19 protein-coding genes are annotated in these 20,922 nt (G+C 71.9%); 5 read left to right on the top strand and 14 right to left on the bottom strand.

What is annotated here, in order from left to right; all coding sequences use genetic code 11:
- Positions 1-153: 153 nt before the first annotated feature.
- From ACZ6SQ_RS16990 to ACZ6SQ_RS16980, 3 genes are all read right to left on the bottom strand, one after another.
- Positions 154-741 carry an SUKH-4 family immunity protein gene (locus tag ACZ6SQ_RS16990; RefSeq protein WP_469562280.1) on the bottom strand — a complete coding sequence of 196 codons (588 nt, stop codon included), beginning with the start codon at positions 739-741 and terminating at the stop codon, positions 154-156.
- 75 nt (positions 742-816) lie between these two features.
- Positions 817-1,374, bottom strand: a complete 558-nt coding sequence (locus ACZ6SQ_RS16985) for a hypothetical protein (RefSeq protein WP_469562277.1) — start codon at positions 1,372-1,374, stop codon at positions 817-819.
- Positions 1,375-1,450: 76 nt separating this feature from the next.
- The gene (locus tag ACZ6SQ_RS16980; protein ID WP_469562274.1) at positions 1,451-2,191 is read right to left on the bottom strand and encodes a class I SAM-dependent methyltransferase; all 741 of its coding nucleotides are present in this window, start codon (positions 2,189-2,191) and stop codon (positions 1,451-1,453) included.
- A 240-nt stretch (positions 2,192-2,431) separates the two neighbouring features.
- On the opposite strand from ACZ6SQ_RS16980, the gene ACZ6SQ_RS16975 reads away from it, so the two are divergent.
- The 4 genes from ACZ6SQ_RS16975 (at position 2,432) to ACZ6SQ_RS16960 (ending at position 8,931) form a co-directional block, all read left to right on the top strand.
- Entirely contained in the window at positions 2,432-2,794 is a 363-nt protein-coding gene (locus ACZ6SQ_RS16975) for a hypothetical protein (protein WP_469562270.1), read from the top strand.
- Positions 2,795-2,993: 199 nt separating this feature from the next.
- Entirely contained in the window at positions 2,994-6,515 is a 3,522-nt protein-coding gene (locus ACZ6SQ_RS16970; protein ID WP_469562268.1) for a discoidin domain-containing protein, read from the top strand.
- Positions 6,516-6,765: 250 nt separating this feature from the next.
- Positions 6,766-7,995 carry an aminotransferase class V-fold PLP-dependent enzyme gene (locus ACZ6SQ_RS16965; protein ID WP_469562265.1) on the top strand — a complete coding sequence of 410 codons (1,230 nt, stop codon included), beginning with the start codon at positions 6,766-6,768 and terminating at the stop codon, positions 7,993-7,995.
- Positions 7,996-8,172: 177 nt separating this feature from the next.
- The gene (locus ACZ6SQ_RS16960; RefSeq protein ID WP_469562263.1) at positions 8,173-8,931 is read left to right on the top strand and encodes a thioesterase II family protein; all 759 of its coding nucleotides are present in this window, start codon (positions 8,173-8,175) and stop codon (positions 8,929-8,931) included.
- Between the two features lie 50 nt (positions 8,932-8,981).
- Here ACZ6SQ_RS16960 and ACZ6SQ_RS16955 read toward each other — a convergent pair whose 3' ends face one another.
- Entirely contained in the window at positions 8,982-9,266 is a 285-nt protein-coding gene (locus tag ACZ6SQ_RS16955) for a hypothetical protein (RefSeq protein ID WP_469562259.1), read from the bottom strand.
- Positions 9,267-9,628: 362 nt separating this feature from the next.
- Here ACZ6SQ_RS16955 and ACZ6SQ_RS16950 point away from each other — a divergent pair, with 362 nt between their 5' ends.
- Entirely contained in the window at positions 9,629-10,327 is a 699-nt protein-coding gene (locus ACZ6SQ_RS16950) for a phosphatase PAP2 family protein (RefSeq protein WP_469562257.1), read from the top strand.
- 56 nt (positions 10,328-10,383) lie between these two features.
- On the opposite strand, the gene ACZ6SQ_RS16945 is transcribed toward ACZ6SQ_RS16950, so the two are convergent.
- Genes ACZ6SQ_RS16945 through ACZ6SQ_RS16900 form a run of 10 tightly spaced genes read right to left on the bottom strand, consistent with a single transcriptional unit; the run spans position 10,384 to position 20,742 of the window.
- Complete coding sequence (locus ACZ6SQ_RS16945) at positions 10,384-11,718, bottom strand: glutamate-1-semialdehyde 2,1-aminomutase (RefSeq protein WP_469562255.1); 1,335 nt, start codon at positions 11,716-11,718, stop codon at positions 10,384-10,386.
- Between the two features lie 7 nt (positions 11,719-11,725).
- Entirely contained in the window at positions 11,726-12,277 is a 552-nt protein-coding gene (gene rfbC, locus ACZ6SQ_RS16940) for a dTDP-4-dehydrorhamnose 3,5-epimerase (protein WP_469562252.1), read from the bottom strand.
- Positions 12,274-13,521 (bottom strand): polysaccharide pyruvyl transferase family protein, encoded by a 1,248-nt coding sequence (locus tag ACZ6SQ_RS16935; protein WP_469562250.1) that lies wholly within the window; start codon positions 13,519-13,521, stop codon positions 12,274-12,276. Before ACZ6SQ_RS16935 ends, rfbC begins: the two co-directional genes overlap by 4 nt.
- Positions 13,518-14,465: a glycosyltransferase family 2 protein gene (locus tag ACZ6SQ_RS16930; protein ID WP_469562248.1), complete on the bottom strand. Its 948-nt coding sequence runs from the start codon at positions 14,463-14,465 to the stop codon at positions 13,518-13,520. Before ACZ6SQ_RS16930 ends, ACZ6SQ_RS16935 begins: the two co-directional genes overlap by 4 nt.
- A complete protein-coding gene (locus tag ACZ6SQ_RS16925) occupies positions 14,462-15,751 on the bottom strand; it encodes a hypothetical protein (RefSeq protein WP_469562246.1) in 1,290 nt (429 codons plus the stop codon). Before ACZ6SQ_RS16925 ends, ACZ6SQ_RS16930 begins: the two co-directional genes overlap by 4 nt.
- A gap of 5 nt (positions 15,752-15,756) precedes the next feature.
- Positions 15,757-17,040, bottom strand: coding sequence for a DUF4910 domain-containing protein (locus ACZ6SQ_RS16920; protein ID WP_469562244.1), 1,284 nt, complete (start codon positions 17,038-17,040; stop codon positions 15,757-15,759).
- Positions 17,028-18,053 carry an NAD-dependent epimerase/dehydratase family protein gene (locus tag ACZ6SQ_RS16915; protein WP_469562242.1) on the bottom strand — a complete coding sequence of 342 codons (1,026 nt, stop codon included), beginning with the start codon at positions 18,051-18,053 and terminating at the stop codon, positions 17,028-17,030. Before ACZ6SQ_RS16915 ends, ACZ6SQ_RS16920 begins: the two co-directional genes overlap by 13 nt.
- 3 nt (positions 18,054-18,056) lie before the next feature.
- A complete protein-coding gene (locus ACZ6SQ_RS16910; RefSeq protein ID WP_469562240.1) occupies positions 18,057-18,704 on the bottom strand; it encodes a PIG-L deacetylase family protein in 648 nt (215 codons plus the stop codon).
- A complete protein-coding gene (locus tag ACZ6SQ_RS16905; RefSeq protein ID WP_469562237.1) occupies positions 18,701-19,510 on the bottom strand; it encodes a sugar phosphate nucleotidyltransferase in 810 nt (269 codons plus the stop codon). Before ACZ6SQ_RS16905 ends, ACZ6SQ_RS16910 begins: the two co-directional genes overlap by 4 nt.
- Positions 19,507-20,742 (bottom strand): methyltransferase domain-containing protein, encoded by a 1,236-nt coding sequence (locus tag ACZ6SQ_RS16900; RefSeq protein WP_386381774.1) that lies wholly within the window; start codon positions 20,740-20,742, stop codon positions 19,507-19,509. Before ACZ6SQ_RS16900 ends, ACZ6SQ_RS16905 begins: the two co-directional genes overlap by 4 nt.
- Between the last annotated feature and the right edge of the window lie 180 nt (positions 20,743-20,922).

Raw genomic sequence — 20,922 nt, 5'->3', positions numbered from 1 at the left:
GGGGTTTGGTACGCCCGTCTCCCCAGACCCCACCCCCCCCACCCCGCCCCCCCCCCCCCCCCTCCCCCCCCCCCCCCCCCCCCCCCCCCCCCCCCCCCGAGGCCGCGTGGACCCAGATGTGCCCCGCAAGGTGAGGCGACCGCTCACGAGGCTTTACTCCATGGACTCGAAGATCTCGCCCCAGAACGCGGATTCCTCCACACAGCACGGGTCCTGGGCGATCATGCGGCCGCGCAGTTCGCCGAGCGCGTTCGCGCGTACGGCGTCGTCGTCCGAGTCCAGTGCGTCGCCGAACTGGGCGACGAGTCCGAGGAGTACGGCGAGGACGGGCAGGGAGTGGGCGGCCGTGCCCTGCCAACCGGCCCCGTGATCCCACCCGTTGGGATCGTAGTGGGTGATGTCACCGTCCGCCGCGTCGAGCATCAGGTGCTGGTCGCCCCAGAGGGCCACGGTGAAGCAGAAGTTCTCCGGCGGTGAATCGTCGTCGGGGTAGCGGTTCCCGTAGAGCTCGTCCGCGTCGAACGGCTCCAGTCCGTCACGGCCTCGCAAGTGGCGCGTGTCGATCCCCGCGCCCTTGACCTGGACGGCCGGAAAGCCCACCGACAGCAGGAACTCCTTCGACTCGGCATCGGTCAACTCGGCCGGCAGCGCTGCCTCGTCCGGTCGCCAGAGCGAACCCTCGCCCAGCCGCTCCTCCAGCCACGCCGTGTCCGGAATCAGCGGAGTGTTGTCGCTCGTCACTGCCCTGCCCCCATGCATTCTGCTGCGCACGAACATCGTCGGTGCCCAGTCAACCGCACTGAGGTGGAGGCTTCGTCACCCGAGTCGACCGGCGAGCTCCTGAAGTTCCGCCAGCCCCACCGCGCCTATGAAGGCCATCGGGTTCATGTCCGGGGTGAGGGCATGGCCGGGTCGTGGTCCCAGGCCCTCCCCGATCTTGGCGTGGTCGGCCGTCGCCGCGTCGGCCAGCCACTTCACCTGGGCGGGGGGCATGGGCGGCTGCCGGAGGCGTTCGACGGCCGTCATCAACGCGGGGATCCCCCAGGCCACGAAGGTGAACCGGTGTGTTCCCGTGGAGATCTCGATCTGCCTCTTGATCCCGCGTGAGGTGTCGCGGGCCTGCGTGATGACAGGGAGGAAGACGCTGAAACGGCCGCGCATGCGGTTGAACGGGTGGGCGTTGAAGACGAGTCGGTAGTTCGTCACATGCAGCCTCCCGCCGATCGCCTCCATGCCCCGCATGCCGACCGTCCACATCAACTGGTCGTGGCCATAACGTTCCAGCCCGGCTTCGGCGACGTTCACCACGGCATTGGCGTTCTTGGAGAACTGCACCGCCTCGTCGGGCAGAAGGTCGTTCGAACCGAGTGCCATGGCGTCCACCCTAGGGCAGCACCGCAGGGCGCGGCGTTCTGCCGGCATCCGGGCGCGACGACTCCTTCGCCCGGCGCTACACGTCGGCGACGACAAGCCGGTAGCCGACATCGAGTGCCTCACGCTCGAGCAGATCGGCGTGGCGTCGGTGCCATCGGCGGGAGGAGAGGTCGTCGGACAGCCGGGTCAGTCCCGGCTGGAGGAGCCCGTCGCCGATCTGGGCGAACAGCGAGATGCCGGCCCGTACTTGAGGATCCAAGTATGCCTCCGGCCGACGCCAGAACGAGGCGAGGAATCCGTCGGTGCAGTCGTGCGGAACCGGGACGGTTTCGACGCGGGCGCCTCCCAGCAGGGCGACCAGACGCTCGACCGGGACGGCTCGTCGCTCGTCGAACGCGGCCGCTTCCGGCAGGTACTCCTTCAGCAGCCAGAAGCCGTGGTTCATCTCGAGGTCGAAGGTGAGGATCACGATCCGCCGCCGGGCGACGCGGCGCAGTTCGCCGATGCCGGATTCCAGGTCGCTCCAGTGGTGCACGGTCAGCAGAGCCATCACCGCGTCGGCCGAGTCGTCGGCGACGGGGATCGACTCGGCGGACGCCTCCAGCGCCGGCGCGGATCCCGCCGGGCGCTGGGCGATCATCACCGAGCTGGGTTCGACGGCCAGTACCGTCTGTGCCGGTTCGTAGGAGCCGGTACCCGCTCCCACGTTGATCACGGTGGCGGCGTCGCCGAGGGCCTCATGGATTCTGGCGGCGATACGAGGGTCCGGTCGTCGGGTGTGAGCGTAGGTCGCGCCGATGCTGTTGTATGTGGCCACGACAAGCAGTATGCGCGGCGGGCAGGGGCCGACACCACGCCCACGGCGCGCGTCCCGTGCGTGGTGGCGCCGGTCGGGCGGCGGGCTCGCGCCGGTGACGATGCCGGCTCCGCGCCCGCGGACCGGGGCGGACTGGGGTCGACACAAGGAGGTCGCATAGATTCCGAAGAGCCGATGTACCGGTTCCGCCGCGACGTCACGCGGACAGAAGGACCCTCGAGCCTTCTTCACCTGACGGGCGTGAACGTTCTGGCCCAAGCCGCCGGCATCGCGAGCTGGTGGATCCGCAAGGGCATCGCCGACCGTGTCGAGGTGCTCCACGGCCAACGCCTGGTCCTCGCCGTCTCGCAGATCGACGTCCAGGTCCTCGATGACCCTCGCGAGCCGGACGCGTATCAGGTGGGAACACCGGATCACGAGGGCGCCTTGACGCATGTCGGGCATGCGGCCCAGCTGCGAGACGCGTTGATCGTCGCCGAAGGGCAGTTGTCGGCTCGCGGCATGTCGGCCGCGGTGGAGATCCGCCGAGACCGGTCCACCGTGGCGCTGGTCACCCGGGCCGATCTGGGCCGGATCTTCACCAGGCCCTTGCCCGGACGCTGATCCGGCCGACTGCGCCGGGCGGGGGATCCACGCGAGCACCGCCACGCGAATCCCGCGCCCGGCGCCACCTCACCCCGCCCAGCAGGGCCTTCGGCGTCCCCCGGGCGCAGGCATTGACACGGTCGGAGGCCTCCGTGAGACTCCCGGGAGAGCGCTCTCCCGGCTCTATTCCAAGGCCCAACCCCCCATGGAGATGCATATGAGCCTCCTGTCCCCCTTACTGCGGCGAGTCCAGCGCGGAAGACCCTTGCTGGCCGCGATGGTCGCCGCCGTGGTCGTGGTCGCCGGGGCGCTCACCGCCACGCCGGGTACCGCGTACGCCGCACCCACCCTGCTCTCGCAGGGCAGGACCGCGACCGCGTCCTCCACCGAGAACGCGGGCACCCCGGCGTCCGCGGCGGTCGACGGCGACGCCGGAACGCGCTGGTCCAGCGCCGCGAGTGACCCGCAGTGGCTGCGGGTCGACCTCGGCGGCACCGCCGCTCTCAGCTCCGTCTCGCTCAACTGGGAGGCGGCGTACGCCACGGCGTTCAAGATTCAGGTCTCCGACAACGGCGACACCTGGACCGACGCCTACTCCACCACCACCGGCACCGGTGGCCGGCAGACGATTCCCGTCGACGCCTCCGGCCGCTACGTCCGGATGCACGCCACCGCCCGCGCCACCGGCTGGGGCTACTCCCTGTGGGAGTTCCAGGTCTACGGCACCGTCGGCGGCACCGGCGCCTGCGGCACCACCAACGCCGCGCAGGGCAGGACGGCGACCGCTTCCTCCACCGAGAACGCCGGCACCCCGGCCTCCGCGGCGGTGGACGGCGACGCCGGAACCCGCTGGTCCAGCGCGGCCGACGACCCCCAGTGGCTCCAGGTCGACCTCGGCGCCAGCGCGACGGTCTGCCAGGTGGTGCTGAACTGGGAGACGGCGTACGCCACCGCCTTCAAGATCCAGGTCTCGGAGAACGCGCAGACCTGGACCGACGTCTACTCCACCACCACCGGAACGGGCGGCGACAAGACGCTCGACGTCAGCGGTACCGGCCGCTACGTGCGGATGCACGGCACCGCCCGCGGCACCGGATACGGCTACTCCCTGTGGGAGTTCCAGGTCCGCACCACCGGCACCACCACCCCGCCCGACCCCGGCGGCGGCGACTTCTCAGGCACGGTGATCTCCGCCTACAAGCAGGTGACGGCGTCCTCGCACGAGGGCGGCAACGCCCCGGCCGCCGCCCTCGACGGCCGTACCACCACCCGGTGGTCCAGCCTCGCCACCGACGACCAGTGGCTCCAGGTCGACCTCGGCGGCACGGGCACCCTCAGCGGGGTCGTCCTCAACTGGGAGGCGGCGTACGGCAGCGGCTACCGCCTCGAGATCTCGGACAACGGCACGACATGGACCCGGCTCTACGCCACGACGACCGGCAAGGGCGGTGTGGAGAAGCTCCCGGTGACCGGCAAGGGCCGCTATGTACGGCTCACCGGCACGGCCCGCGCGAGTGGATACGGCTACTCCCTCTGGGAGTTCCAGGTCTACGGCACCGTCGACACCAGCACCGCGACCCCGCCCCTGCTGTCCGGCCCGACCAAGGCCCCCGCCAACACGGGCCAGTTCCAGCTGACCGCACCGGCGGACAAGGCGATGGTCACCACCACCCGCCGTCCGCAACTGAGCTGGAACGCCGTCGCCGGCACCACGCGCTACGAGGTGTGGCTCAACATCAGCCGCACCGACTACGACTGGACGGCGTCCGGCAACCTCCTGGACCTGTACACCAAGGTCGCCGAGCCCACCGGCACCACGTACACCCCGAGTTGGGACATCACCGACCGCTGGACGTACAAGTGGTTCGTGGTGGCGGTCTCCGGCTCCGGCGCCAGGACCACCTCCACCATCCGTACGTTCAGCCTCTACATGCCGGACATGGAACAGGTCGCGGACGGCGTGAACGTCGTCGACGGCGCCCGTGACCTCAACAAGAACGGCCGGACAGAGCCGTACGAAAACTGGCGCCAGCCGGTCGACGTGCGCGTGAGCGACCTTCTCAGCCGGATGACGCTGGAGGAGAAGGCCTACCAGATGTTCTACAACGTCCAGGAATTCCCGCTGTCCGGCTGGCACTTCGGGCCCGCGCAACCCGCGGACCTCGACGGCGTCCTGAGGTCGACGGCCGCCACCAGGCTCGGCATCCCGCCGGTCACAGCGGGCGACACCACGGCCGGCTACCAGACGACGTACCCGCTCCAGAGCACCCTCGCGGCGGGCAAGAACTACCCGCTCGACTACAAGCTCGGCGACATGCAGCGCAGGGAGCAGCTGGAGGTCGGTGCGCGCGGCACCCTGTCGCCGCTCGCCGAGGTCGGTACCAAGGTGCTCTACCCGCGCATCCAGGAAGGCGGCGGCGAGAACGCCGACGTCGCCGCGGCGCAGTTGCGGGCGCTGGTCGCGGGACTTCAGGGCGGTCCGGAACTCAACCCGTCGTCGGTGCTGGCCACGGTCAAGCACTGGCCGGGCGAGGGCGCGGGCGGCGAGGCCGGCATCGTCTACGACGGGACGACGATCAAGTACCACATGATCCCGTTCCGCGCGGCGATGGAGGCCGGCGCGGTCAACATCATGCCGGGCTACGCGGGCAGCACGTATCTCGACCCGGGCGGTCCCGGTGCGGGTGACAGCAAGAGGATCCTGGACTACCTGCGGCAGAACCTGGGTTACACGGGTCTGATCACCACCGACTGGCTGCCGTCCGGCACCTGGGTCAGGGCGGCCAACGCCGGCTCCGACGTGATGGGCGGCGCCGACCCGGGCGCCCCGGGCTTCACCATGGCGGAGTTCGAGCAGAACGTGCCGCTGGCGCGGATCGACGACGCCGTCTCGCGGATTCTCAAGCTCAAGTTCGAGCTGGGCGTCTTCGAGCGCCCGTACGGCGACCCGGTCAACGGCCCCTACCGTTTCCACCAGCCGTCGTACACGCAGCTGGCCAACCAGGCGTCCCGCGAGTCCAACACCCTGCTGAAGAACAACGGTGTGCTGCCGCTGAAACTGAACTCCGGCGACAACATCGTGGTGGCGGGCGACCGGGCGACCGACAGCGCCGCGTGCTGCATCTGGTCCAGCTACTTCCACGAGGACTACGGGTCGCTGAACCAGCTCGACGCCCTGAAGGCGAGAGCGGCGCGGGACGGGGTGAACGTCTCCCAGGGCAACCCCGCCAACCCCAAGGTCGCGGTCGTGTACGTCGGTGAGCCTTCGTACACGCACGCCACCGCCTGGCCGAACCTCCAGCCGTACCTGCCGGCCGACCAGGCGGCGCTGATCCGGAACTACAAGAACCAGGGACTGAAGGTGGTGGTCGTGCTGACCCTGCCCAGGCCCATGGTGATCAGCGAGTGGAACGACCTGGCCGACGCCATCGTGGTGACCTACCGCGGCGGTGAGGAGGTCGGTCCCGCGACGGCGAGCCTGCTGTTCGGCGACTACACCCCGCGCGGCCAACTGCCCTGGCAGCTGCCGCGCAGCCTGGACCAGGTGCTCAAGCCGGGCGGCGGCGACGTCCTGGCCGACGCGAACGAGGCCTGGGACCTGCCGTACGACCTCGGCGCGACGGCCGCCGAGCGGGCGGACATCCGGGCGAGGATCGACGCCGGCCAGCCGGTGCCGACGACGTACGGCAACCCGCTGTACCGCTACGGTGCCGGTCTGACCGGCTGGGCGGTCGGCTGACCCGTCGCTCCACCCGTGCGGCCGGTCCGCCCGACCGCGCCGCACGGGCGGCCGGTCCGTCCCCACCGGGGCGGACCGGCCGGACCGTGACTCCACCGTGTGCCGTGACCGAGGCCGGGCGGAACAGCCGATTCCGGCAGCCGGTGATCTCCGAGGAGGGCCCCTGGTTGCGGGGCCCGCGAGGGTGCCAGAATCCAACGGCTCATCCGACCTCCGCCGGTGAGCCTCCGAAGCCCCGCCCTGGAGAGACGTGACCGAGACCGGCCTCACCACCGCCCCCCGCCCCCTCCTGCTCGCCGACGGCCGTCCGGCCGCGGACGCCTGGTCACTGGACCCCGGTGTCAGACACCTGAACCACGGTTCCTTCGGGGCCGTCCCGCTGGCCGCCCAGGCGGTGCAGCAGGAACTGCGTGAGGAGATGGAGCGCAACCCCGTCGTCTGGTTCCCCGGGCTCCCCGCCCGGACGGGACAGGCGCGTACGGCCGTGGCCCGGTTCCTGAACGTCGACTCCGACGACCTCGCCCTCGTGCCGAACGCCAGCGGCGGCGCGAGCGTCGTCTACAGCAGTGTGCCCTTCCGGGCGGGAGGCGAGATCGTGGTCACCGATCACGGCTACGGCGCCGTCACCATGGGCGCCGAGCGACTCGCCCGCCGCCACGGCGGCACGCTGCGCACGGCACACGTGCCGCTCGACGCCGACGAGGACGAGGCGTTCGCCGCCGTGATGTCCGCGGTCGGCGAGCGGACCGGGCTCGTCGTCATGGACCACATCACCTCGCCCACGGCCCGCCGCCTGCCCGTGGAGCGGATCGGGAGGGAGGCACGCCGCCGCGGCATTCCGTTCCTGGTGGACGGGGCGCATGTCCCGGGACTGCTGGACGACCCGTTGCGGGACCTGGAGTGCGACTTCTGGGTCGGCAACCTCCACAAGTTCGGCTGCGCCCCGCGCGGCGCGGCCGTGCTCGTCGCGCGGACCCCGCTGCGCGTCGGGCTGTACCCGCTCATCGACTCATGGGGAGCCGAGGACCCCTTCCCCGGCCGTTTCGACAGTCAGGGAACGCTGGACGCCACCGGCTGCCTCGCCGCCCCGGCCGCCCTCGGATTCATCGAGGACACCTGGGGGTGGCAGACCGCACGTACGTACATGCGTGAACTCGGCGACTACGCGGTGCACGTCGTCGGCGCCGCCTTCGCCGAGCTGACCGGTGACGACCGGCCCGTCGACGTCGGCATGCCGGTCGACGCCCTTCGCCTCGTCAGACTGCCGGACGGTCTGGCCGCCACCCGCCTCGAAGCCGACGCGCTGCGGGACAGGGCCGCGCGCGAACTCGACGTGGCGGCGGCGTTCACCAGCTTCGACGGTGTCGGCTACGTCCGGCTGTCCACGCACGTGTACAACACCGCCGCCGACTACGAGTACTTCGCGGAGAAATGCGTGCCCGTGCTCGGCGAGTGGGCGCGCACCGCGACCCGGGACTAGGGCCCTTCTGACCGTCTGGCGCCGGAGCGCCACCGTCAGCCGTGTCAGCTTCCCGGCGACCCCGTCAGCGCGCTGCGCCGCCACCGCCGGCGCGCGCTAGCTTGGGCCGCCGGGCCGCGTTCGGTTCCCCGTACGCCGCCCGCTCCCGAGACGCTCCCCGTTGGAGGACGTTCCGCAATGCAGCGCGACAGCGGTCCCGGCACCTGGATCCGCCGTTACCGGCCCCGCCCGGACGCCGCCGTACGGCTGGTCTGCTTCCCGCACGCGGGAGGCTCGGCGGTGGTCTTCCACCCGTGGGCGCCGGCGTTCCCCGCGGACGTCGAGGTCCTCGCGGTGCAGTACCCGGGCCGGCAGGACCGGATCGCCGAACCCAGGGTCGAGAACCTCGCGGAACTGGCCAAGGGCGTGCTCCCGGCCCTGCGGGACGCCGTCGGTGACAGCCCGTACGCCCTCTTCGGCCACAGCATGGGCGCCACACTGGCCTTCGAGGTGGCCCGACGTCTGGAGGCCGACGGCGCCGGCCCCGGGATACTGGTCGCCTCCGCGCGCCGGGCACCCTCCAGACAGCGCGATCAGCTGGTGCATCTGCTCGACGACGCCCGGCTCGCCGCCCACATCGCCGAGCTGAGCCCCGCCAACAGCCGGCTGATGGAGGACGCCAGGGCACGGGCCATGATCGTCCCGACCGTGCGCAGCGATCTGCGGGCGATCGAGACGTACCGCTGCCCGCCGGGTCTGGCGCTGCGCGCACCCATCCTGACGGTCGTCGGGGACGCCGACCCCTGGACCACCCTCGACGAGGCACAGGCCTGGGCCAGGCACACCCGCGGCGGCTTCGAACTGCGCCTGCTGCCCGGCGGGCACTTCTACCTGGACGACCACCAGGACGAGGTGAGGGAGCTGGTCCGCGCCCGCCTCGGCCACCGCGTGGCATGAGCCGTCGGTGTCACCGGCGGGGCGGCACGGTCTGCGGCCGGGCACGTCCGCTAGGAGTGGGCCACGACCTCGCCCGCGGTGATCTGCGGTGGCTGCGGCAGGAGGGAGGCGAGACGGTCCTGTACGTAGTCGCGTGCCCTGGCGGTCGATTCCTCGGCGCCCGCCCGGTCCTGGAACACCCCGGTCGAGACCATGACCCCGTCGCCGGCGTCGACGAAGTAGTAGGCGACGAAGCCCTCGACCTGGCGCAGGAGCGGGACGAACTCCTCGTCGACCCTGCGTCCTGCCTCGGCCGGGTCGGTGACTCCTTCGTACCTGCGGACCACTGCGTACATGGCTGGTCTCCTAGTGATGCGTGAGGTCGTGTCGTGTGGGGACGGCGTACCCGTCCCGGCGACCGCGGTCGGCGCGGGTCCGGTGCGAATCACCGGAAAGGCTCCCGTCGGGTGGTCCGAACGGAGGGGCGGAGCCGGCCGGGGTGTGACCTACGGCGGTGTGCGCCTCCGCATCGTTGGTTAGGGTGGCGGACGGAGAGTGACTCCGGTGCCCTTGACCAGGGTGACGGACCGGCCGACTGGTTCGGGGCAGTGCGGGCCGGTGGCTCCGCACGGGGCCAAGTCGGGTACGACGGGGGCTCGTTGGTGGGGGATTTCGCGTGGGGGCAAGCAGCCGAAGGCCGACAGAGCGCGGTGGGTGGGTGACCGGGGCGTCCGCGCCCTCGGTGCTGCCGCCGACGCTACGAGGGCCGCTCGGGGTGATCGCGGCTCTGAGCGCGCTGGTGGCCGTTGCGATCGGGGTCCTGTACGCCGGGCACAGCCTGCCCGGCAGGGTGGACAGGTGGTTCGTCGAGCCGACGGCCGACAGCGTGGGGCCGCCGTGGCGGCACGTCGCCCTGGCCACGGACTTTCTGGGGGAGCCGGCCGGAGCGGCGCTGCTGATCATGGCCGCCGTCACGGGCTGTCTGCTGCTCCGGTGGCGTCGCGCGGCGGTGCTCGTCGTGGCCGGCCCGGGCCTGGCCGTGGTGTCGGCGACGCTGGCCAAGCCCCTGGTGGGCCGTACGATCCACGGCCCCGACAACCTGTCCTACCCGAGCGGTCACACCGCCTTCCTCACCGCGCTCGCGCTCGTGGCGGCCCTGCTCGTGACCGGCCGGCGCGGCCTCGGCAGGACGGCCGGCACCTCACTCCTGCTCGCCGCGGCGGCGGTCGCGGGCGGCGCCATGGGCTGGGCGCAGGTCGCCCTGGGCGCGCACTACCCGACCGACGTCCTCGGCGGCTGGTGCACCGCGCTGGCGGTCGTACCGGTGACGGCGTGGCTGGTCGACCGGACGGCGGACCGGACGGCCGGCCGCCCGGTCGACCGTACGGCCGACGCCGGCGCGGGGGAGCACCGCTGAAGACACCGCCCCGCATGACGCCTTGCGGCGGCACGCGGGCCGGGCGTCACCCCATGTCACGCCTGGCGGCGGAACACCGGCTTCACCGGTCGTCCGCCCAGCCACGGCGTGGGATCACCGGCGTCCAGTGCCTTCCGGTACACCGCGCACGCCTGGGCCACCACCTCGACGGTGTGATCGATGTCGGCGTCGTCGAGCGCGCTGCTCACCACGAACGACGGGGCCAGCACCCCGCCCGCGAGGAGCCGGCGCAGGAACAGGGTGCGGTACGGCTGCGACGGCTGCCCCCGCTCGTCGAGGGTGGCGAACACCAGGTTGCTGGCCCGGCCCCGGACGACGACGTGGTCCCCGACGCCCATGCCGGCCGCGGCCTCGCGCACCCCGGCGGCCAGCCGCTCGCCGAGGGCGTGCAGCCGCGCGGTCACGCCCTCCTCGGTGTACGTCGTCTGCACGGCCATCGCGGCGGCCAGGGAGTGCGTCTCCGCACCGTGCGTGGTGGACAGCAGGAACACCCGGTCGCCGGAGTGTCGCAGCCCGCCCCGCTCCATCAGCTCCCGGCGCCCCGCCAGCGCCGAGACCGCGAACCCGTTGCCCAGCGCCTTGCCGAACGTGGAGAGGTCGGGCACGACGCCGTACAGGCCCTGGGCGCCCGCCTCCGACCAGCGGAAGCCGGTGATCATCTCGTCGAAGACCAGCACACAGCCGTGCCGGTCGGCCAGCGCGCGCAGGCCCTCCAGATACCCGGGCGGCGGCTCGGTGTGGGTGGCGGGTTCGAGGATCAGGCAGGCGACGTCGTCCTGGTACCGGCGGAGCAGTTCCTCCGTGGCGGCCAGATCGCCGTACGGGAACGCCACGGTGAGGTCGTTGGTGGCGTCCGGGATACCGGCGGACATCGGTGTCGTGCCGATGAACCAGTCGTCGGTGGAGAAGAACGGATGGTCGGCGCAGAGCGCCACCCGTGAGCGCCCGGTGACGGCGCGGGCGAGGCGGACCGCGGCGGTGGTGGCGTCGGAGCCGTTCTTCGCGAACTTCACCATCTCGGCGGTCGGCACCGTGGCCAGGAAGCGTTCCGCGGCGTCGGCCTCCAGGATCGACGGCCGGACGAAGTTGCCGCCGCGGTCGAGCTCGCGTCGCACCGCCTCGGTCACGCGCGGATGGGCGTGACCGAGGCTGACCGACCGCAGACCGGAGCCGTACTCGATGTACCGGTTGCCGTCGACGTCCCAGACGTGCGCGCCGTGGCCGTGACTGATGACCGGGGCCAGGTTCTCGGGGTACTGGTCGTCGCCCTTGGCGTAGGTGTGCGCGCCCCCGGGGATCAGGGCGTGCAGCCGCTCGTTCGCCTCCAGCGAGCGGGGGAGGAGGAGTTCCTCGGTGTCTTCGGTGTGCACGCCGACCTCAGCTCTCTCTGTGCTTCAGGACCTCGGCGAGGCTCGGTGCCTTCCGGTCCCGTTCGGACATCGACGCGACCGGAAGCGGCCAGGGAACGGCGAGTTCCGGGTCGTCGAAGGCGATCGTCACGTCCTCGGCCGGATCGTGCGCGCGGTCGATCCGGTACGAGGTGTCGGCGGTCTCGGTCAGCGCCTGGAAACCGTGCGCGCAACCCGCCGGGATGTACAGGGTCTTCTGCGTCTCACCGGACAGTTCGAACGTGGCCACGTTGCGGTACGTCGGGGAGTCCGGCCGCAGGTCCACGACCACGTCGAAGATCTGCCCGTACGAGCAACGCACCAGCTTGGCCTCGCCGTTGCCGGAGCGCAGATGCAGCCCGCGCAGCACTCCCCGGACCGAGCGGGACACGCTGTCCTGGACGAAGGCGTCCGGGTCGAGGCCCACCGAGCGGACCACGTCCGCGTCGAACGTGCGGCAGAAGAAGCCGCGTTCGTCGGCGTACGGCGTCGGCTCGAACAGGAACGCGCCCGCGATGGACGGGACTTCGGTCGCCTTCATGAGGCCTCCCGCGTGACAGGGGCGCGGGCGTGGCCCGCCGCCGGGAACAGGGCCGCGGTCAAATCGGTGAACTGGCGCTCCAGTTCACCGGCGGCGATCAGATTCTTCTCGGCGAGGGTCTGCCGCAGCTCCGCCGATCGCTTCTCCAGCTCCCGGAACTGTGCGAGCAGCCGGTCCGCGTCGACCTCGCGGGCCGGGTGGCAGTAGTCGCCCAGACCCATCCGCGCCATCAGCGCGTCGCTCTTCGCGGCGTAGCTGAGCGCGAGGGTCGGTGTACCGGCCTTCAGCGCGCAGACCAGGTTGTGGTACCGGGTCGCCACCACGGTGCCGGCGGCCGCCGTCTCCTTCATCAGGTCGGCCAGCGAGGCCGCTTCGGCCGCGGTGACCAGCGGCGAGTCCACCGCGTCGAGGATCGCGGCGACCACGGACGTGTCGCACTCGTCGCCGGTGAGGAGACGGACCGGCCTGCCCTCCTCGACCAGTGCCCGTACGAACCGGGTCGTCCCCTCCAGGTAGCGCCGGTGGATCTCCTCGGCCCGGGCCCGGTCGTCGTTCCCGCCGTGGAAGTCCATGACACCGACGCACACCGTGCCCGGCCTCCCCGCCCCCGCCGCGACACCCGGCACACTCGGCGTCGGCAGGGCGAACGCGAGGTCCGGGTAGACCCCGTCACGGGAGGTGTCCACACCCATGGCCCGTATCGCCTCCCGGGACTGGGCGTCCCGGTACGACCGGTAGGCGGCCAGCCGCGCCGCCCGGCGCACCAGGGCCCGGGTCGCCCGGTCGCCGATCGGCGCGGCGCCGACACCGACGAGCGCCACCCGGGTCCCGGACAGCCGCCCGCTCGCGCAGAGCAGGAACAGCGAGTACGGGAAGCCCCACGGCCGCAGCGGCAGCGTTGCCTCCAGGACGCCCATCCCCGGCACGATCACCACGTCGTGCCGGCGCACCCAGGCGGCGGTGCGCACCACGTCGACGAGCTTGCCCAGCCCCTTGCCCACGATCGCGCCCGCGCGCGACGCGGTCCGGTACTCCCCGCGGTACCAGTGCAGCCGCGTCGCGGGAATCCCGTACCGCGCCGCGACGACCTCGGGGCCGCCGCACAGCGCGTCCACGACGGCCTCCGGGTGCTCGGCGCGGAGGTAGCCGAGCACGGCCTCCAACGAGCCGTCGTTGCCGAGGTTGCCGGAGCCGAGCAGGCCGAACACCCCCACGCGCACCGGGGTTTCGCCCGCACGCGTCATGCGTGCCTCCCCTCGCGGCCGGCGACCAGGGCGTCCACGGAGACTGTGAGCCGGGCCGGGTCGACCGGGGCACGGTCCTCGACCCGCTCACCGGCGCCCGGCCGGGCCCGGCTGGTCATCCACGTGGCCAGATGGCGGTAGCACGCGCGCCGGTCGGCCGGGGACAGCGGTGCCCGCCGGATCGCCGCGACGAAACCCCAGACGTACTCGGCGAGCAGCCGGGGCGTCGGATGCAGCGGGCCGGCCCTGCGCGGGTCGAGGTTGACGCACCGGGACCGCTTGGAGGGGTTCGCCCGCTCGGCGCGGGTGGGGTGGTCGCGGCGGAAGTACAGCAGCTCAGGCACCTGGTGGAAGGGGCCGTGCAGGGTGATCTCCGCGACGAACGTGCGATCCGCGTGGTGGTAGCTGTCGTGCGGCCTCACCCGCCGCAGCATGTCGGCGCGCATCACCCCGTAGAAGTCGTCGCCGCCGGGCTCGAACAGCAGGCTGCGGAAGCGCTCCGGCGCGTGCGGCGAGTCGGTGGCGAGCCCGTACTCGTAGGGGACCTTCACCCGGCCGTCGCCGTCGATGACCGCCTGGCCGCTGTGCGCGAGGACCGTGTCCGGCCGCTCGTCCAGCGCCTCGACACAGCGCAGCAGCAGGTCACGGGCGTACAGGTCGTCGTGCGAGGCCCACTTGAACAGCTCGCCGCGGCACTCGGTGAACACATAGTTGTGGTTCGGTGCCGCGCCGATGTTGCGGGGCAGCCGGATGTACCGGATACGTGAGTCCTTCGCGGCGTACCGGCGGCAGATGTCCTCGGTCCCGTCGGTCGAGGCGTTGTCGGAGACGACCAGCTCGAAGTCCTCGTACGTCTGGCCGAGCAGGGCGTCGAACGACTCGGCCAGATACTCCTCGCCGTTGTACACGGGCAGGCCGATGCTCAGCCTGGGTTGCGCGGTCATTGCGTCCTCACTTCGGGGATGGAGTTCTGGTGGTGCTCGCGCAGGGCGGAGCGCAGTTGTAGCCACCACACGGCCGAGGCCGCGAGGGTCGCGGTGGCGACGCCCCAGGCCGAGCCGACCGTGCCGGCGAGGGCCGCGCCGCCGAGTCCGCCGGTGACGTAGCAGGCGGAGGCGAACAGCTGGCAGCGCAGGCTGCGGCGGGCCGCGGCGAGCGCGCGCAGGCCTGCCGCGGCGCCGGTGCCGAGGCCGGCGCCCGCGACGCCGAGGGTGACCGGCACGATGAGCTGTGCGGCGGAGGTCCAGACGTCGCCGAGCACCAGCTCGCCGAGCCGGTCCGGCATCAGGAGCAGCGCCCCGCCCCAGCACAGCGCGGCGACGGCCTGCCCGCCGCCGAGGAGGAGACAGAACCTCCCCAGCCGCTGCGGGGCCTGCCGCAGCACCCGTGCCGCTTCCGCGACGGTGACCAGCGACAGCCCCATCAGCACGGCGAGGAACGGGCCGAGCAGCAGCTCCGCGCCCCGGACGGCGCCCACCGCGCCGACTCCGACGATGGCGCCGAGGCCGTAGGCGCGCAGCTGGCTCGCGCCGCTGAGGCTGACGTTCTCGACCAGGTACCGGTAGCCGAGGTCGCGTTGCTCGCGCAGCCACGCGCGGGCCAGGGAGACGCGGGGCCGGATGCCGGACTGGAGGAAGCCGTACCCCGCGGCCACGGTGGCGGAGGTGCCCCAGGCGAGCACGAACGCGGCCACGCTGCCCACCTGGGCCGCCACGACCAGGGCCGGGACGAGCGCGACGCCCCACACCACGTCGTTGACGAAGGCCTTCCGCCCGGTGCCGGCGGCGAAGAACGCGTACCGCCAGGAGTCCTGGAGCAGCAGCCCCGGCAGCATCACCCCGAGACAGGCGAACGCGGGCCCGACGTCTCCGCCGAGAGCGAGACCGGCCATGAGGCACCCCGCTCCGATGGCGGAGCCGACGCCGAGGGCGGTGCCCGACGACCGGGCCACCGCCCTGCGCCAGGAGGCGTCGGACACGCCGCTGAAGCGGACCACGAGCGGATCGGTGGCCAGACCGCGGGAGACGTTGAGCACCACGCCGTAGGTCACCCAGGCGAGGCTGAACACGCCGAACGCGGTCACCCCCAGCGAGCGGGCCACGTAGATGCCCACCGCGAAGTTGCTGATGCTGGAGGCCGCCTGGTCGGCCAGCCCCCAGGACAGCCGGCCGGCGAAGGCCCGCCGGGTGGATCCCGCCGGTGCCGTCGCTCTGTCCTCCTCGGTGGTCATCGGCGTCACGCCTTGATCAGTCCGGCGCCGTGCAGGGCGTCGGCCGCGTCGGCGACGGTGTCGAACGGCAGCCCCGACCGTTCGGCGACATCCAGCAGGCTGTGCTCGCCGTCGGAGAGGCTGAGTACCCAGAGCATGGCCATCTGGGCTTCCTTCGCGTCGCTGCGGCCGCCGAGCGAGTCGTACAACCCGCGCCGTCCCAGCTGTGGTTCGCCGTAGGGGCTGAGGTTGACGTACCGCCGGTTGCGGTCCAGGACGGCGAACGCCTCGCGGCAGAGGGCGAGTGTGTCCGCCATCGCCTCGGGGGAGACGAAGTCCGGGTTGTCCGCCGAGGTGTGGTACTCGGGGTAGCCGGCGTACGGGGTCCTGCTGAGGGAGCCCACGCCGAGGTCGAAGCCGGGGGAGCAGTACTGCCTCTCGTCGTAGCCGTACGGGGTGAACTCGTCGATCCGGTGCGGGCGTTCGGATGCGGTGAGCACGTGCCGCAGTACCCGGTCGATCTCCGCGTCGCCGCGCCTGCTCTGTTTGTACGTGAGCCGGCCCGGGTCGCCGGCGCAGGCCAGCACCAGTCCGTGCTTGACCTGGTGCACCCGTTCCGCGTTGCGGGCCAGCCAGGTGATGGCGCCGATGGTGCCGGGCGCGAAGATGAACCGGTAGGTGTAGTGGGGCGTCTGCGCGGCCAGTGCCCGGGCCAGGTACGTCGCCACCGCTACGCCGGCCAGGTTGTCGTTGGCCAGCGACGGGTGGCAGACGTGGCAGGAGACGATGACCTCGTCGCTGACCTGCCCGGGGATCACGTGCTCGGCGTAGGTGAGGTGGCCGTCGGCGAGCGTGGAGTCGACGCGCACCTCGTACTCGCCGTCCGGCATGGCGTCCAGGGTGTCCTGGGAAAGGCAGAACCCCCATTCCGGCTTGTAGTAGCTGGTGCGGTACGGCACCCAGGACGGGTGGTCGGGCAGGGTGTGCAGATGTCCGCGCAGCTCGGCCAGCGGCATGGTCGCCGCGACGGGCACGCTGTAGCCGAGCACATGCAGGTTCGAGTCGGCGAAGTCGACGACGCGCCTGCCGGAGGGGTCGGCGATGTAGGCGTCCCGGATGTTCCACTCCTGGGGCACCGTCCAGTCGAGGACCTGGGTCCCGGTCGGCACCTCGTGCACCGTCAGCGGGATGTACTCGCCGACGATGTCCAGGGTGGCGCGTACCCCGTCGCCGGTGATGCTCCGGCACAGCGGGTACATCCGCTCCACCAGGTGGTGCATCTCCTCGCCGGCCGTGGTCACGGGCGCCACCGCAGGGTGTCGTCGACGGCGCCCGTGTCGGAGGCCGCGCGCAGCACGGCGAGCCGGGTGAAGCGCTGCTCGAAGTCCTCCCGGTTCAGGCCGTGTTCGCGGTAGGCGTCGGCGAGTTCGAGCGCGCCCCGTTTCACGGTCCACTCGCAGTCGAAGCCGGGTGTCGCGGCACGGAACCGGGAGAAGTCCACGCGGTACGAGCGCGGATCGGCGCCGTTCTCCCCGGTGATCCTGACCTTGGCTCCGGACACCGCCTCGGCGACCTGTTCGGCGATCTCGGCGACCGTGACGTTGTTGAACTCGCTGCCGATGTTGAACGCCCGGTCGTGCACCGCCTCGCGCGGCGCGGTGAGCGCGGCGGTGAAGGCCCGTGCGATGTCGGCGGCGTGCACCAGCGGGCGCCAGGGGGTGCCGTCGGAGAGCACCAGGACCTCGCCGGACAGCAGGGCATGCCCCACCAGGTTGTTCAGCACGATGTCGGCGCGCAGCCGGGGCGAGAAGCCGAAGGCGGTGGCGTTGCGCATGTAGACCGGGCTGAAGTCGCCGTCGGACAGGGCGTGCAGGTCGTCCTCCACCCGCACCTTGGACTCCGCGTAGGGCGTCACCGGGCGCAGCGGGGCGTCCTCGGCGACCAGGTCCTCGCCGCCCGCGGCGCCGTAGACCGAGCAGGTGGACGCGTACAGGAAGCGGCCCACTCCGGCGTCGCGGGCGAGCCGGGCCAGGTGCACGGAGGCGTGGTGGTTGATGTCGTAGGTGAGCTGCGGAGCCAGCGAGCCCAGCGGGTCGTTGGAGAGCGCGGCCAGGTGGATGACGGCGTCGAAGCCGGCCACGTGGTCGGCGGTGACGTCGCGCAGGTCCACCCGGTGTCCCGGCGGGTCGGCGGGGATCGGGCCCAGTACGCAGTCGGCGAAGAGTCCGGCGTCCAGGCCGACGACCTCGTGTCCGGCGGCGGTGAGGACGGGGGCCATCACGGTGCCCAGGTAGCCCTGGTGTCCGGTGAGCAGTACGCGCAAGGTTCATTCCCCCAGGTCGAGAGTGAGTTTGGTGACGGCGAACGCCTCGGCGTAGCGGGCGTTGCATTCGATGCCGCGGATCCTCGCGAGGCCGAGGAAGGCCTCCCGGTCGTACCAGGGCCGGTGGCGCTGCGAGGGGTAGTGCTCCTGGAGAAGGCGCACCTTGCGTTCCGCGGTCTCGGTCGACAGCGGCTGGTACACCGAGGGGCGGCCGAGGTCGCCGTCCCACTTGACGATCTCGTAGCCGAGCACGAGGTGGTCGCGGAACGCGGTGGTCATCAGCCGGGCCAGGCCGCGGTGGTCCTGGTGGGCGTCGTCGGTGCGGGGGGCCAGGACGAGGTCCGGTTCGGTCTGGGCGCGCAGGTCCTCGACCGCGCCCTTGGCCTCGTCCCAGTGTGCGGGCAGCCGTCCGTCGGGCAGTTTGTGCACGGTGAGGTTCAGGTCTGCGCCGGGGCAGAAGGCGGTGAGCGCGGCCTGCTCCTCCTGCTCGCGGTCGCTGCCGCCGCCGGAGAGCACCAGCGCGTCCACGCGCAGGCCCGGCCGGGCGAGGCACATCGCGAGGAGTGTGCCGCCGGCGCCGATGGCGATGTCGTCGCAGTGCGCGCCCACCGCGACGATCCGGTCCAGGCGTTCGGTGCCGAGCCGGATCATGCGCTCCCCACCCCGGCCTTCGTCGCCGCGCCGTCGCGTTCCCACACGGCCCAGGGGCGGTCGCCGCGGGCGTAGGCCTCGTCGAGCGCGGCCCGCTCCTTCACGGTGTCGGTCGGCTTCCAGAAGCCGCGGTGCTGGTGCGCCACCAGGCGTCCGCGCTTGGCGAGCTGGGCGCAGCCGTCGGCGACCAGGTCACCGTTCTCCGGGATGTGGTCGAAGACCTCCTGGCGGAGCACGAAGTAGCCGCCGTTCTCCCACAGCGGGAGTTCGCTGACCGGGGTGATGCCGCCCACCAGGCCGTCCTCGCCGAGGTCCACGCAGTGGAACGAGGACTGCGGCGGTACGACCATCATCGACGCGCCGGCGTCGCGCTGGGCGAACCGGTCGATCATCTCCGGCAGCGGGGCGTCGGTGAGCACGTCGGCGTAGTTGGCGAGGAACATCTCGTCGCCGTCCAGATGGTGCCGTACCCGGCGCAGCCGTTCCCCGATCGGGGACTCGATGCCGGTCTGCGCGAAGGTGATCGTCCAGTCCGAGATGTCGGTGGACAGCAGCTCGGTCCGGCCGCCGCGCAGCACGAAGTCGTTGGACGTGGTCTCCTCGTAGCTGAGGAAGAAGTCCTTGATGTGGTGCGCTCCGTAGCCGAGGCAGAGGATGAACTCGGTGTGCCCGAAGTGCGCGTAGTAGCGCATGACGTGCCAGATCAGCGGTCGCGGGCCGACCATGGCCATCGGCTTGGGGACGTCGTCGGAGCTGCCGTTGCGCATGCGCATGCCGTAACCGCCGCAGAACAGAACGACCTTCATGACCCCACCTCGACGATGCTCAGTTCCGGGATGGGGAAGACCAGGCGGCCGCCCCACTCGTGCACGAAGGACAGCTGCTCGGTCAGCTCGGCCCGCAGGTTCCAGGGGAGGACGAGGACGTAGTCCGGTCGGTCGGCGGCGATCTGCTCGGGTGCCAGGATCGGGATGCGGGTGCCCGGGGTGAACCTGCCGTGCTTGTAGGGGTTGCGGTCGACCGTGTAGGCGAGCAGGTCGGGCCGGATGCCGCAGTGGTTGAGCAGGGTGTTGCCCTTGCCCGGGGCGCCGTAGCCGACGACGGTGTCGCCGCGCTCGGCCGCCTCGACGAGGAAGCGCAGCAGGTCGCGGCGGACCTTGGCCACGCGGGCGGAGAACTCGGTGTACCCGGACAGCTCCTGGAGTCCGGCGGCCTTCTCGCGGTCCAGCACGTCGGCCACCCGCCGGGCCGGCTCGCCCGCCGCCTCGGCGGGGCGGGCCCACAGCCGGATGGAGCCGCCGTGGGTGGGCAGCAGCTCGACGTCGACGAGGGTGAGTCCGCCGCTCGCCAGCGCCCGGATCGCCGCCGCGACCGTGTAGTACTGGAAGTGCTCGTGGTAGATCGTGTCGTACTGGTTCTCCTCGATCAGGGTCAGCAGGTGCTGCACCTCGATGGAGACCCAGCCGTCGTCGGCGACCAGGGCGCGCAGCCCCTGGGTGAACCCGACCACGTCGGGGATGTGCGCGTACACGTTGTTGGCGACGACCAGGTCCGCCGGGCCGTGCTCGGCGCGGACGGCCGCACCGGTGTCCGGGGACAGGAACTCGGTGAGCGTGGGCACGCCCGCCTCCCGTGCGGCGGCGCCGACGTTCACCGACGGCTCGATGCCGAGGCAGCGCATCCCGCGGTCCACCACATGCTTGAGCAGGTAGCCGTCGTTGCTGGCGACCTCCACCACGAAGGCGTCGGAGCCGAGGCCGAGGCGCCGCACCGAGTCGTCGACGAACGTGCGGGCGTGCTCCACCCAGGAGGTCGAGTAGGAGGAGAAGTACGCGTACTCCGTGAAGGTCTCCTCCGGTTTGATCAGCGGCGGAATCTGCGCGAGCCAGCAGTCGGTGCAGACCCGCAGGTGCAACGGGTACGTCGGCTCGGGCCGGTCGAGTTGGTCCGCGGCGAGAAAGCTCTCGCACGGCGGGGTCGCCCCCAGGTCGACGACGCTCTCCAGCGCGGCCGAGCCGCAGAGTCGGCATCGTGTCATCTATTGCCCCCCATCCCGCCCGCGCGGGCGTGCCCGGCGCGAGCCTGTGCTGTCATCCCCTGCCGGCGGCGGGCTGTCCCCGTCGCCGGACCGGGGCGGGGGGGGGGGGGGGGGATCGTCTGGGGAAGCCAGAAAAAAAAACACAAAAACCAAAACAACCAACAGAACAGAAGCTGCGGG

The sequence above is a fragment of the Streptomyces sp. NPDC048600 genome (assembly GCF_055587025.1).
This window is presented reverse-complemented; position numbering and strand designations above follow the sequence as displayed.

Bases quoted from the DNA above. Each gene is read 5' to 3' on its own strand.
- ACZ6SQ_RS16900 (WP_386381774.1), bottom strand. From the start codon at position 20,742: ATGACACGATGCCGACTCTGCGGCTCGGCCGCGCTGGAGAGCGTCGTC.
- ACZ6SQ_RS16930 (WP_469562248.1), bottom strand. From the start codon at position 14,465: ATGACCGCGCAACCCAGGCTGAGCATCGGCCTGCCCGTGTACAACGGC.
- ACZ6SQ_RS16970 (WP_469562268.1), top strand. From the start codon at position 2,994: ATGAGCCTCCTGTCCCCCTTACTGCGGCGAGTCCAGCGCGGAAGACCC.
- ACZ6SQ_RS16925 (WP_469562246.1), bottom strand. From the start codon at position 15,751: ATGACCACCGAGGAGGACAGAGCGACGGCACCGGCGGGATCCACCCGG.
- rfbC (WP_469562252.1), bottom strand. From the start codon at position 12,277: ATGAAGGCGACCGAAGTCCCGTCCATCGCGGGCGCGTTCCTGTTCGAG.
- ACZ6SQ_RS16935 (WP_469562250.1), bottom strand. From the start codon at position 13,521: ATGACGCGTGCGGGCGAAACCCCGGTGCGCGTGGGGGTGTTCGGCCTG.
- ACZ6SQ_RS16985 (WP_469562277.1), bottom strand. From the start codon at position 1,374: ATGGCACTCGGTTCGAACGACCTTCTGCCCGACGAGGCGGTGCAGTTC.
- ACZ6SQ_RS16905 (WP_469562237.1), bottom strand. From the start codon at position 19,510: ATGAAGGTCGTTCTGTTCTGCGGCGGTTACGGCATGCGCATGCGCAAC.
- ACZ6SQ_RS16910 (WP_469562240.1), bottom strand. From the start codon at position 18,704: ATGATCCGGCTCGGCACCGAACGCCTGGACCGGATCGTCGCGGTGGGC.
- ACZ6SQ_RS16960 (WP_469562263.1), top strand. From the start codon at position 8,173: ATGCAGCGCGACAGCGGTCCCGGCACCTGGATCCGCCGTTACCGGCCC.
- ACZ6SQ_RS16955 (WP_469562259.1), bottom strand. From the start codon at position 9,266: ATGTACGCAGTGGTCCGCAGGTACGAAGGAGTCACCGACCCGGCCGAG.